Source organism: Methylibium sp. (assembly GCF_965279545.1).
Lineage (GTDB): Bacteria > Pseudomonadota > Gammaproteobacteria > Burkholderiales > Burkholderiaceae_C > Methylibium.
The window spans coordinates 1577292-1589462 of the sequence record NZ_OZ257250.1; the positions used below are offsets into that span (position 1 = coordinate 1577292).

11 protein-coding genes are annotated in these 12171 nt (G+C 58.8%); 10 read left to right on the forward strand and 1 reads right to left on the reverse strand.

Going from position 1 to position 12171, the window contains the following annotated elements:
• The first annotated feature begins 65 nt into the window (after positions 1–65).
• From paaN to ACQY9S_RS07365, 4 genes are all read left to right on the forward strand, one after another.
• Positions 66–1721: a phenylacetic acid degradation protein PaaN gene (gene paaN / locus ACQY9S_RS07350; RefSeq protein ID WP_428424363.1), complete on the forward strand. Its 1656-nt coding sequence runs from the start codon at positions 66–68 to the stop codon at positions 1719–1721.
• A 9-nt stretch (positions 1722–1730) separates the two neighbouring features.
• Positions 1731–2333, forward strand: a complete 603-nt coding sequence (locus tag ACQY9S_RS07355) for a phenylacetic acid degradation protein PaaY (protein WP_428424365.1) — start codon at positions 1731–1733, stop codon at positions 2331–2333.
• Complete coding sequence (locus tag ACQY9S_RS07360) at positions 2330–3184, forward strand: enoyl-CoA hydratase-related protein (protein ID WP_428424367.1); 855 nt, start codon at positions 2330–2332, stop codon at positions 3182–3184. Before ACQY9S_RS07355 ends, ACQY9S_RS07360 begins: the two co-directional genes overlap by 4 nt.
• A gap of 186 nt (positions 3185–3370) precedes the next feature.
• Complete coding sequence (locus ACQY9S_RS07365; RefSeq protein WP_428424369.1) at positions 3371–4849, forward strand: methyl-accepting chemotaxis protein; 1479 nt, start codon at positions 3371–3373, stop codon at positions 4847–4849.
• 258 nt (positions 4850–5107) lie between these two features.
• Here ACQY9S_RS07365 and ACQY9S_RS07370 read toward each other — a convergent pair whose 3' ends face one another.
• Positions 5108–6115, reverse strand: coding sequence for an AraC family transcriptional regulator (locus ACQY9S_RS07370; RefSeq protein WP_428424371.1), 1008 nt, complete (start codon positions 6113–6115; stop codon positions 5108–5110).
• Between the two features lie 413 nt (positions 6116–6528).
• Between ACQY9S_RS07370 and ACQY9S_RS07375 the strand changes: the two genes are divergently transcribed.
• From ACQY9S_RS07375 to ACQY9S_RS07400, 6 genes are all read left to right on the forward strand, one after another.
• Positions 6529–7779: a styrene monooxygenase/indole monooxygenase family protein gene (locus tag ACQY9S_RS07375; protein ID WP_428424373.1), complete on the forward strand. Its 1251-nt coding sequence runs from the start codon at positions 6529–6531 to the stop codon at positions 7777–7779.
• A gap of 18 nt (positions 7780–7797) precedes the next feature.
• Positions 7798–8328, forward strand: a complete 531-nt coding sequence (locus ACQY9S_RS07380) for a flavin reductase family protein (protein ID WP_428424375.1) — start codon at positions 7798–7800, stop codon at positions 8326–8328.
• Positions 8329–8807: 479 nt separating this feature from the next.
• Positions 8808–9029, forward strand: coding sequence for a hypothetical protein (locus tag ACQY9S_RS07385; protein WP_428419697.1), 222 nt, complete (start codon positions 8808–8810; stop codon positions 9027–9029).
• A 216-nt stretch (positions 9030–9245) separates the two neighbouring features.
• Entirely contained in the window at positions 9246–10439 is a 1194-nt protein-coding gene (locus ACQY9S_RS07390; protein WP_428424377.1) for an alkane 1-monooxygenase, read from the forward strand.
• Position 10440: 1 nt separating this feature from the next.
• The gene (locus ACQY9S_RS07395) at positions 10441–10641 is read left to right on the forward strand and encodes a rubredoxin (protein WP_428424379.1); all 201 of its coding nucleotides are present in this window, start codon (positions 10441–10443) and stop codon (positions 10639–10641) included.
• A gap of 206 nt (positions 10642–10847) precedes the next feature.
• Complete coding sequence (locus ACQY9S_RS07400) at positions 10848–12086, forward strand: NAD(P)/FAD-dependent oxidoreductase (RefSeq protein WP_428424381.1); 1239 nt, start codon at positions 10848–10850, stop codon at positions 12084–12086.
• Positions 12087–12171 lie beyond the last annotated feature (85 nt).

Consider the following 12171-nt stretch of genomic DNA (forward strand, 5'->3'; position numbering starts at 1 on the left):
TATAAACTTGCACTTCCCTTGATGCAAATCAAGATGACTCAGTATTAACCCTTGGAGTTGGCGCGATGCAGCACATGGACAACCACAGCGCCCTGCTGAACAACGCGGTGGCCGCCCTGACGAGACGTACGTTCTGGACGCCCTTTCCGGAGATGCCTTCGCCAAAACTGTATGGAGAGACCGCGCAGGTGGCCGGGCGCTCGGCAGTCGAAGCGCTGTTCGGTTGCGACTATCCGCTCGAACAGCCCGGAGAGATGCGCCGGCTCGCGACCGAGCGGTCGCCGTACGGCGTCGCGTTGGATATCCGCTATCCGGTCTGCGACACCGAGTCACTGCTCGTGTCAGCCAACGCGGCAGAGCCGGCCTGGCAAGCTGCCGGGCCCGAGGGTCGCGTAGGGATCCTGCTGGAAGCGTTGGGCCGCATCCACAAGCGCAGCTTCGAAGTCGCCCACGCGGTCATGCTGACGACCGGCCAGGGATCGATGATGGCCTTCCAAGCGGGGAGCCCTCATGCCCAGGACCGCGCCCTGGAAGCCATTGCGCAGGCGTGGAAACTCATGTCGGAGGTGCCGTCTCAGTCCCTTTGGGAGAAGCCACAGGGCAAGAATCCGCCGATCGTCATGCGCAAACACTTCGAGGTGGTGGGACGCGGCATTGCGCTGGTCATCGGCTGCGCCACCTTTCCGACCTGGAATACCTACCCAGGCTTGTTCGCTGCGTTAGCCACTGGCAATCCTGTCATCGTCAAGCCACATCCGAATGCCGTCCTGCCTGCAGCGCAGACCGTCAGCATCCTTCGCGAGGTGCTCGCCGAACAGGGATTGGACCCCAATACCGTGCTCCTTGCCGTGAGCGATCAATCCGAGTCGACCCAGCGATTGGCCACCGACCGACGCATTGCGTCCATCGATTTCACCGGAAGCGACGTATTCGGTGGCTGGTTGCAAGAACATGCCCGTCAAGCCCGGATCTACGCCGAGATGGCTGGCGTCAACACCGTCATTGTCGAATCGACGGACCAGTACGCCGGCATGCTGCGCAACCTGGCGTTTTCACTGTCCCTTTACAGCGGACAAATGTGCACGACCCCCCAAAACATCTTCGTGCCGAGCAACGGTATCGAAACCGACCAAGGTTACAAGAGCTTCGATCAGTTCGGACAGGATTTAGCCGAAGCGATCGACCAGTTGCTTGCGGATCCGCGAGTGGCGACGACGATCCTGGGCGCGATAGGCTCTGACGCGACGTTGCAAAGACTCGAGGTGTCCGCATCGACCGGACGCACCGTACACGCCTCGCGAGCGCTGGAGCACCCCGAGTTCCCGAACGCGAACGTGCGCACACCGCTTGTTCTGGCCGTGCAGCAAGCGGACGCGTCGATCTATGAACGCGAGTGCTTCGGACCGATTTCCTATCTAGTCGCCACGGACTCTGCGGACGCATCCGTGCGACTGGCGGAATCCCTAGCCATCGAGCGGGGTGCGCTGACGCTATCCGTCTACTCGACGAATCGACGGTTCCTCGATGCAGTCACCAGCGCCAGCCGGCGAGCCCGGGTGGCGTTGTCAATCAATTTGACGCAAGGTGTGTTCGTCAATCAGTCCGCCGGCTTCTCCGATTTCCACGCAACCGGCGGCAACCCAGCCTCGACCGCGAGCTATACGACGCCCGCCTTCGTGGCCGATCGATTCGTCGTGGTTCAGCGACGTGAACACGTCTGAAAGAACCTGATGCCTTGTTTTGCCATCGAGGGAGTCGTTCCGGTCATCGACCCGAGCGCCTACGTGCATCCCACGGCGGTGCTGATCGGAGACGTCATCATCAAGGCGCGTTGCTACATCGGCCCCTGCGCCTGCTTGAGGGGTGACTTCGGCCGCATCGTGATCGAAGCGGGTGCCAATGTGCAGGACACCTGCGTGATCCATGGCTTTCCCGACCAGGACACGGTGGTCGAGGAGAACGGGCATATCGGACACGGTGCGGTGTTGCACAGCTGTGTCGTGCGACGCGATGCGCTCGTCGGCATGAACGCGGTTGTCATGGACGAAGCTGAGATCGGTGCACAGGCCGTCGTGGCCGCTTGCGCCTTCGTGCCGGCAGGAACCAGGGTCGCGCCGCGCACCCTGGTTGCTGGCGTTCCGGCAAAGACGATCCGAGCGCTAACGGATGACGAACTGGCGTGGAAGCTCGAAGGAACGAAGACCTACCACGACCTCACCCGGCGCAGCCTGAGCTCTCTGCAAGAAGTCCTGCCCCTAGCGGCGATCGAACCGGATCGCCCTCGGCTGAAAGCGCCATCGGTTCAGTCGTTGATAGCGACCAAGCGTGGATGATCCCGCTGCCTCAACCATTCCTGGAGATATCGCCTGTGAGTCAGTCCGTTTTGACCCTAAAGCAAGACGCGCGAGGGGTCGCATATGTCACCCTCAATCGCCCCGCTGTTCACAATGCTTTCGACGAAGCACTGATCGCTGAACTCCATGCCGCCATCGATGGCTTTGACCACGATGACGCCGTTAGAGTCATCGTGCTCGCTTCAGCCGGAAGACACTTCTGTGCAGGCGCCGATATCGGCTGGATGCAGCGCGCTGCCGCTCATGACGAAGTGACGAACCTGGCAGATGCACGCAAGTTCGCAGAAATGATGCGCAGGCTTGGTGAGTGCTCCAAACCAATAGTTGCCCGCGTGCAAGGCGCCGCATACGGCGGTGGCTTTGGCTTGCTGTGCACGGCAGACATTGTGGTGGCAGAAACTCGTGCCCGTTTTGCGGTGAGCGAAGCACGATTCGGCATTCTTCCGGCCGTTATCGGTCCCTACGTGATCAATGCTGTTGGTCAACGCCAAGCGCGTCGACTGGCCCTGACGTGCCAACCCGTCAACGCCAGCCAAGCCCTCGCAATGGGACTGGTGCATGACGTCGTGGAAGACACGAGCTTAGACGACGCCGTTGAGCGCCAGGTCACTGCCTTGCTCGCCAATGGCCCTCGCGCACAAGGTGAAATTAAAAAACTCTTTAGGCAGCTCGCCCCCGGTGAAATAACTGCACAGGTTCAAGAACTCACTGCGTCAACCATTAGTCGCGTGCGGATTACGCAAGAAGCAATCGAAGGCTTTCGCGCATTCCTTGCGAAGCGCCCCCCTGCTTGGAGCATCGGCAGTGAATCGCCCAGTCGCGAAATCTAGGCACACGGTGAATATTTCTCGACAGTCACCCAATGCTGCGCACTCTGACAATGGGATTGAGACGAAATCCCGCCATTCGGAAACACTTCTAAAAGTCTCAAGTCTCTGCCGGACGAGAACTTACGTTATTGAAGAACACATTTTCCGGCCTTTCGATTGAGAATCGTCGTACATCTTGGAGAGTTGATGATCAGGCTCAACCTCAGTCAGAAGTTCAGTGTTGGGCTAGCCGCAGTCGCGGTCGCCGCGCTGGCCGTAATGGTTGGTACGCGGCTGTTGGGGAAGGCAGCGCTGTTCCACTATCTAGAGCGTGAACACGTGACCCTTGTGCTTCACGCATCGAATGAACTAGCCCGCGTGCTTGAGGGCGGTCACGACGCAAGAAGCGTGAAACCTTCGGCTTTAACCGAACCTCTGATCGAGGCACGAGCGATTGCCGAACGCGTCGGCGTCGAACTCACGGAGGTTGAAAAGCAAGCTTTCATCGAGCTCGGTTTTGGTGACGTCATTCAACTGCCGAAGAACGACATCGAAGACTTGACGAGAATTATTTCTATAATCCAGAATGATAAATCTCCTGTAGTCACGATCGAGCTCGTGAATCGCCTAACGAGTGATATGACGGCAGTGATAATTAACTCCAACCGCTTCGGACCCTTGGTGGCGGATGCAGTCAATTTCGTGAAGATCTCCGTCTTAGTGGTCAACCTTACGTGCATTGGCGCAGTGTTGTGGGCATTCCTGGTGATTCGCCGAGCAACGCTGACTCCACTTCAAAATGCTATTGACTTTGCGCAGCGTGTAGCAAGTGGCGACTTGAGTAGTCCGAATGGGAATCACGCGGCTGACGAGGTCGGACGCTTGAATCAAGCACTGGACGAGATGAAATGCAATCTCGCCAGACTGGTGGGCGATGTTCGCCAGCAATCTGGCGCTGTGGCCGCCAGCATGGTTGAAGTCAGCGATAGCAGTAACGATCTGTCGGTGCGCACGGAGCGGCAGGCCGCTTCACTACACCACATTGCTTCAAGCGTGACCAAGCTTAGCCAGTCCATTGTTCAGAACGGAGAGCAGATCCGCAATGCTGATATCGTTGCTGGCCAGGCGCGCCAACTAGCCATCGCTGGTGGATCTTCTGCTGCGCAAGTCATCAATCGCATGGACGATATGCTCGTGGCCTCGCATCGCATTGCGGACATCACGAGTGTCATTGATGGTATTGCCTTTCAAACCAATATACTGGCGCTCAATGCAGCTGTGGAAGCAGCCCGCGCAGGTGAGCAAGGCCGTGGGTTTGCAGTGGTGGCCAGTGAAGTTGGCCAACTAGCCCAAAGGAGCGCCAGTGCCGCAAAAGAAATTGCCTTATTGATTTCTGATACTGTGGAAAAGGTGGGGAGCGGTGCAGTAGCGGTCAGAGAGACCGGCAAAACCATTGATCTGGTTGTCGAGTCTGTTCGACATGTCTCGTTCGTGATCACCCAAGTAGCTGCCAATCTATCGTCGCAAGAGCGTGAAATCGACCAGATTGATCGCGCGATGCGAGAGTTGAACGAGAGCACCCATCACAATGCAGCCATGGCCGAGCAGTCGGCATCGGCTGCTGAGACCGTGCAAACACGCTCCAGCGCGCTGGTCCGTACTGTTGATCATTTCAAGCTAGCTTGACTCAATCCCGGTGACGAGAACCGGGAGGAGCGTGCGGCCGTATTGCGGGCATCCTCGGGCAGCAACCAGCGGCTCACGCGTGACCCACGCTAAGAGCTTGCCCACTTCGGTCTGCTGCGCGTGCCCAGCACCTCCCATATGAACACCTTCAGCGGCTGGGGCGCCCAATGGCCGCGCTCGCCAAGCTCGTATGCAGCCTACCACTCTTCAACCCGATCAGTGATGTCCATTTCAGAATGCGGCGAAGAAAGCTCCGACCTATCGTCGCAAAGTTTGGGAAGGCAATTCCTTGAACTTGTCCGCGTAAGCCTTCGTGAAGTGACCAAGGTGACTGAACCCCCACTCCAACGCCACTCGTGTCACTGTTTCCATTCTATTCTGCAGCTTTGCGCTCAGAAGTTCCTCATGGACGCGTTGCAGACGCACATTCTTGAGAAACGCCATGGGCGTTGTATTGCGATAGTGTCGGAACCCTGCCTGGAGACTTCGTGAGCTGATGCCCGCATATCTCGCCAAATCTTGCATGGTGATCGGCTCGTCCGCATGTGCAACGATGTACTCCTCGCAACGCCTAACGTAGTACGGCGCAATCGACCGTGCCGGGCATAGCAGTTCCTCACGATAGTTGTGCTGCTGGCCGCTCAACAACGCAGCGAAAAGTAGCTGCTCCGTTTGAGCCACGACCAACGGGAACTCGCTTGCGCTCTGAACGAATGGATCAGCAGAAGCCAAAAACGAGATCACGCTCTGCAGACTCGTCGTGCGGCTCTCGGACAGATCCATACCAAGCTCGAACTCAAGTGGCCGGGAAAGCTCATGACCGAGATGCGAGGCGCATGCGGTTTCGATCGCTTTGCGATCAATGCGAACGATCAGCTGATGGCACTCTGCTTCCCAACGCATTGACAGAGGAGCGGTGGGGCCCACGACAGAGGCCAAACCCGGCGTCGACACGATGCACTGCTGTCCGTGCCTGATCTCTGCCGAGCCACGCAGCGGCATCATCACCAGCAGGAAAGTCGTGAGCGGATCCGATTCGATCACAACGTCCGCTCGGTAGCGCAGGCGACTTAAAGATATGCCGCCGATCAACGTATGGTTCATATCCGCACTGAGCCGCTGACGCGTACCGACGACTCCGAGCTGGTGCGGCCTGAAGATTTGTCCGACTTGACTACTCGTCTCTTCGACGTCGTCTTTGCAGCGGAATAACGGATGAGCCGACAGGCAGCTCGTTAGCCGTTTGCTGTCGATCAAGCCGCTCACAGCCCCTCCCCGCTCTCTTCGGTTCCACACCGCTGGGCGACGGCGAGGCTCCGATAGTTTCGCTTAAGGGACGGTGCCTGCGCTTTTTGTATGGCGTGAAACCACCCCGTCGGAACAATTGAGACAACAGTTCTCAAGAGCGACCACACGCCCCTATGAAGTCGCCTTTGATCACGCGTGAACCAATGACCAGCGCAGTCTCGGTGGTTCACTACAGGGTTTGCGATGTGCTCGACGGAAGACAAAGGGAATGCGCCCAACAGCAAACGGTTCGCGGAGATGGGAATTTTAGGACGTGCGCGCCCTGGATAGATCAGATGCGGCGTCAGCAAGCTTGTGCAAAGTCTTGATTCTGCAAATCAGTTGCCGCCATCAGCAAAAACCATTAGGTAATTACCACTAGGAGACAAGAGATGAAATCGATCGCAATCGTTGGCGCCGGGCAATCTGGCTTGCAGCTCGCTCTGGCCCTGCAAGACCGCGGCTACGAGGTCACTGTCATTTCAAACCGAACGGCTGAGCAGATTCGCGCCGGCAAGGTCATGTCGAGTCAGTGCATGTTCGGCGCTTCGCTGCAGACCGAACGCGAGCTCGGACTGAACTCATGGGATCAGGACTGCCCACCCATCGAGGGATTCGGGATCACTGTCGCCAACCTTGAACAGCCTGCGACACCATTGATCGATTGGGTCGCACCATTGAATGTTCATGCGCAATCAGTGGATCAAAGGCTGAAGATGCCGGCATGGATGGATGAATTCGAGCGGCGTGGCGGTCAGCTCGTGATCAAGGATGCCGGCGTTGATGAGTTGGAGGAGCTCAGCCTCTGCCACGATCTGGTGGTCGTTGCCGCCGGCAAAGGCGACATCGTGAAACTGTTCGAACGTGATGCGACACGCTCGGTGTTCGATTGCCCACAACGCGCTTTGGCGCTCACGTATGTAACCGGGACAGTGCCGCGTTCACCGTTGCCCGGCGTCACCTTCAACGTGATTCCAGGGATCGGTGAATGGGTCATGTTTCCTGGACTGACTACCAGCGGCCCGTGCGAAATCATGTCGTTCTTCGGAATTCCCGGTGGCCCGCTTGATTGCTGGGCTGACGTGAAGACCCCCGAGCAGCATCTGGAGAAGAGTCTGTCAATTCTGGAGACTTACCTGCCATGGGGAGCAGAGCGCTGCCGCGACGCGCAACTGACCGATGACAACGGCATTTTGAGCGGTCGCCTCGCGCCGACCGTGCGCAAACCGGTCGTGCGACTTCCCTCTGGTCGCTTCGTTCTGGGTATGGCGGACGTGGTCGTCGTCAATGACCCGATCAATGGGCAAGGATCCAACAACGCCGCCAAATGCGCGATGTCGTACCTGCAGTCGATCCTCGAGCTCGAGAACCGGCAACCGACACCGGAGTGGATGCAGCAGGCTTTTGAGCGCTTCTGGAGCTATGCCGAATACGTTGTGACCTGGACCAGCGCGATGCTGCGCCCTCCTGAACCACATATCTTGAACCTGCTTGGGGTTGCCGGTCAAGTGCCAGCGATCGCGCGTGCAACTGTCAATGGATTCGACCACCCACCGTCATTGTTTCCTTGGTGGACCGACGCAAAGGAATGCAATCGATTCATTGAACGCCACACCTCGGAAGAAGTGCTGGCACCCCACTAGGCAAAGGAGAAGTACGCCATGAGCGCTCAGTTTGCAACAGAGTCACCCCGATCCATGGCGAGCTTCGAGCCGCGGGAACTGCGGGCCGCTTTCGGTCAGTTTGCCACTGGCATCACTGTGGTGACCACATGCACAGCAGACGGTCGAAAGGTCGGTCTGACCGTCAACTCATTCTCATCGCTATCACTCGATCCGCCACTGATCCTGTGGAGTCTGGTTAAGCATTCACCGAGCCTACAGGTGTTCTGCGATGCACCGTATTTCGCCATTAACGTGTTGAGCGAAGAGCAGCATGGCGTCGCGCGCCAGTTTGCGACGCCCGCCAAGGACAAGTTCGCTGGAGTTGAATCGGAACTCGGCACACATGGCCTTCCACTGCTTGTCGATGCCATTGCGCATTTCGAATGCAGTCGCGCGCATGTGTATGAAGGTGGTGATCACCTGATCTTCGTCGGTAAGGTTGAAAAGTTCAGCACGTTCGAGCGCCGCCCACTGCTCTTCCACAAGGGAGCTTTTCAACAACTTGCTACGGAAGAGACAATGAGTTGAGTCGGATCAGAAACTCTTGCGTGTGCTAGCCAATCCTGCAGGTTCTGAGTGAGACACGATGAATATGCAGGCTCGTTCCTATTCCGGAAAGACCCCATTTCTTCTCGTTGGCTCTCTTCAGGAATGGAGTCTTCTGCCGGAGGTATGAAGTCCAGTTTGCCTAGCACGATCCCAGCCCTGCGCCCATGGACTGCCGGTTCGGCGTGCAGGCAACCGACCGACAGCTCGAGAGTTGCAACACGCTCAGTGATCCCCAACTGACTCCGCGTAGCCGGCCTCACGGAGGTCGCCCCGATCCTGCGGCTGTGAAGACGCCGTCAGAGACTCCGGTACGCCGCCGAGATGCCGCAGGTCGATGCAAGGTGGACATGCGCATTCACGCACTGTTTCTCGGCGCCCTCTCGGCCCACCTGCCTTGTCTTTGGGCGATGCGTTTCGCCGCCTGATCGAGTTGACCACCCCCTGCGACGGAGTTCACCATGTGCGCTTACCCACTGCCTCTCACGGCACTCAACGGCTTCGAGTTGCGCTTTCGCTCTCTCTTCGACGAGGGGCGTGGATTCAGCTTCCCATGCGACGCGTCCGGCCGGGTGAACATGGACGCCCTCAGTGACCGTGCGCGCAGCAGCTACCTTTACGCGCGAGCGCTGATCGGACGCGAACTGTCGACGCCGGTGGTGCAATGTTGCGACATGCACTGAGCTCCGGGTCAGGTTCCGCTCTATCTTACTTGGCGAGATGCTTGCGAAACAACTGCACTGGAAAGCATCGCTCGATGTGCACGTGCTGCGCAGTGAAATGCATGCTCCGTCAATTCTTTCCAGCGTTCGGCTCCCATACTTAGCCCTGACTGGGCCAGTTCAGCATCGATGCTGCTTGAGCCTGTGTCGGATGTGACCTGGCTAGAGGAAACCACTGTGAGCGAAGATAAATTGACTGTCGGCACCGAATCCCCTGCAGACGACTACAAAGACGAAAAGCGCCATTGGTGGTGGCTACCGCTGTTTGTCGCCGTCTCGCCTGTAATCGGCATCTACGTGGCACATGTCACCGGCCACGAGGCTTACGCTTGGTTCACACCCTTCCTGTGGTATGTGTTCCTGCCGATCGCGGACTTCTTGGTTGGTCGTGACACCAGGAACCCGCCTGAAGATGCGATTGCAAAAATCGAATCGGACCCATACTACAGATATCTCGTCTACGCTTCCATCCCACTGTTCTATGTGACTTGGATCGTGGGCGCCTGGGCGGTCGCGACTCTGGAGTACTCCTGGGTCGGCTACCTTGGCGTGTCTCTGGGCGTAGCACTCACCAACGGGCTTGCGCTCGTTGTCGGCCACGAGGTCGGCCACAAGACCAACCCTTTCGAGAAGCGCCTCGCCCAGATCGTCTTGGCCGTTCCAGCCTACGGCCACTTCTCAGCGGAACACAACCGCGGACACCACAAGGACGTGGCAACGCCGTCCGACCCGGCATCCTCGCGTTTCGGCGAGTCGTTGTACCGCTTCGTGCTGAGGGAAATACCCGGCGCCCTCGGCCGCGCCTGGCACGACGAGAAGGTCCGCCTGGAGCGCAAAGGCAAAGGTGCCTGGAGCATTGAGAACGAACTTCTTCAATCTTTCGCCGTTACCGTCGTGCTCTACGGCACCGCGCTGGCCTACTTCGGTGCTGTCCTCATTCCGTTCCTGCTGATCTCTACGTTCTGGGGCTGGCAGTTCCTCTCCACCTCCAACTACATCGAGCACTACGGCCTGCTGCGCCAAAAGATGCCTGATGGTCGTTACGAGCGCTGCAGGCCGGAGCATTCTTGGAATGCCGACCACGTGATCTCCAATCTCATGGTGTACCACCTGCAACGCCACTCCGACCATCACGCCCGTCCTACTCGGCGCTACCAAGTACTGCGCAGCGACAAGGCGCCTGAACTGCCAGGCGGCTATCCGACCTGTTTCATCCTGTCCTACTTCCCGCCGCTGTGGCGCACAGTGATGGATCCTCGAGTGCTAGAGGTCTACGGCGGTGACATCACCAAGGCCAACATCGAGCCGTCAAAGCGGGCAAAGATTCTCGCGCGGTATGGCGTTCGGGAAAACGTCCCGCCGGGAGGCTGATATGGCGCGCTACCAATGCCCAGGCTGCGGCTATGTGTACGACGAACAGCGCGGCGACAAGCACGAGGGCTTCTTGCCGGGAACGCGGTGGGAAAAAGTGCCCGAGGATTGGTCCTGCGCCGATTGCTCGGTGCGCGACAAGGCCGACTTCGTAAGGCTGGACGCCGACAGCGCCGCACAAGCACAGCAGGCCGACAGCTAGTCAGTCTGCGTCTGCATCGCGAAACTGCTCTGCTTTCGAGGGGCTGCCGCCGTTACGCGAGGTGCCGCCTCGACGGCTGAGCGATTGGCATGACGACGCGCGGAACCGACTTTGGCGGATGGCTTGCCGGGCCCATCATCAAAGAGTCTTGTTCTGCGCGGGCTTGCCGCCCACAGCCGCTACTTCGCCAACAGCCGCCAATCAACATGAATTCATTGCAGGCCAAAGACACTGTGGTCATCATCGGCGCCGGCCAAGCGGGTTGCGAGGCTGCGATCGAGTTGCGTCGGCTGGGGTTCGCCGGGCAAGTAACTGTTGTCGGCGACGAACCGCACCTGCCCTACAGGCGCCCGCCGCTGTCCAAGACCTATTTCTCCGGTGCGGCAGATCGCAACTCACTGACACTCGTGTCGCAGGTGAGTCTCGACAAAGCCAACATCAAGTTCCTCAGCTCCGCACGTGCAATCTGCATTGACCGGGTTGCCCGAGATGTCGAATTCTCGGGTGGCGGACGTCTGCCGTACACGAAGCTCTTGCTGGCGACCGGCAGCCGCCCGCGGCCACTCACCTTGCCGGGCGCCGATCGGCCCAACGTGTTTCCGCTGCGCACGATCTCCGACGTTGATGCCATACGCCGCAACCGCTCAGAGACTTGCCGGATTGTGGTCGTTGGTGGGGGATACATTGGCCTGGAGGTCGCGGCCTCCGCAACCGCGATGGGTCACAAAGTTACCGTGCTCGAAAGCCTTGATCGCGTGCTGGCCCGCGCGACGGTTCCTGAGGTGTCCGCATTCTATGAACGCGTCCACCGCGAACGTGGGGTTGACGTGCGCACGCGTTCCACAATTTTGGATCTCGAGGGTGATCCGCGTGTAACGCACGTTCGACTCAGTGACGGCACGCGCCTAGAAGCCGATCTCGTGGTGTTTGGCATTGGAGTTCTGCCGAATGTTGAACTCGCTGCCGAAGCGGGACTTGCGGTCGAGAATGGCATCGTCGTAGACGAATTCACGCAGACCGCGGATCCGCATGTACACGCTGCCGGCGACTGCACTAACCATCCGAACGAGTTCCTTGGCCGTCGCGTTCGACTCGAATCGGTGCCCAATGCGATCGAGCAGGCGCGCACAGCCGCCCATGTGATGATGGGTCAAGCGAAGCCTTATCGCGCCGTGCCATGGTTCTGGTCGGACCAGTTCGACCTGAAGCTGCAGATGGTTGGCATAGCCGAGGGATTCGACCATCTCGTGGTGCGCGGCGACATCGCAGCGGGCCACAACTTTTCCGCATTTTGCCTTCGCGATGGCAAGGTTGTCGCCGCGACCACCGTCAACCGAACGCAGGAGTTCCTGATCGCGAAGAAATTGGTGGCGGCTGGGTCCCTGGTCGATCCGGCGCAGCTCGTGGACGAGACCATCTCGCTCGCGACACTTATACCGACCTGATGCCCCAAAAGTCCCTGATCGGCCGACGGCCGATCGCCCCGTAGAGGAACGCGCGAATCGCGCAGGTGCAGCCGAGGATGCAGTA

Bases quoted from the DNA above. Each gene is read 5' to 3' on its own strand.
- paaN (WP_428424363.1), top strand. From the start codon at position 66: ATGCAGCACATGGACAACCACAGCGCCCTGCTGAACAACGCGGTGGCC.
- ACQY9S_RS07355 (WP_428424365.1), top strand. From the start codon at position 1,731: ATGCCTTGTTTTGCCATCGAGGGAGTCGTTCCGGTCATCGACCCGAGC.
- ACQY9S_RS07360 (WP_428424367.1), top strand. From the start codon at position 2,330: ATGATCCCGCTGCCTCAACCATTCCTGGAGATATCGCCTGTGAGTCAG.
- ACQY9S_RS07365 (WP_428424369.1), top strand. From the start codon at position 3,371: ATGATCAGGCTCAACCTCAGTCAGAAGTTCAGTGTTGGGCTAGCCGCA.
- ACQY9S_RS07375 (WP_428424373.1), top strand. From the start codon at position 6,529: ATGAAATCGATCGCAATCGTTGGCGCCGGGCAATCTGGCTTGCAGCTC.
- ACQY9S_RS07380 (WP_428424375.1), top strand. From the start codon at position 7,798: ATGAGCGCTCAGTTTGCAACAGAGTCACCCCGATCCATGGCGAGCTTC.
- ACQY9S_RS07385 (WP_428419697.1), top strand. From the start codon at position 8,808: ATGTGCGCTTACCCACTGCCTCTCACGGCACTCAACGGCTTCGAGTTG.
- ACQY9S_RS07395 (WP_428424379.1), top strand. From the start codon at position 10,441: ATGGCGCGCTACCAATGCCCAGGCTGCGGCTATGTGTACGACGAACAG.
- ACQY9S_RS07400 (WP_428424381.1), top strand. From the start codon at position 10,848: ATGAATTCATTGCAGGCCAAAGACACTGTGGTCATCATCGGCGCCGGC.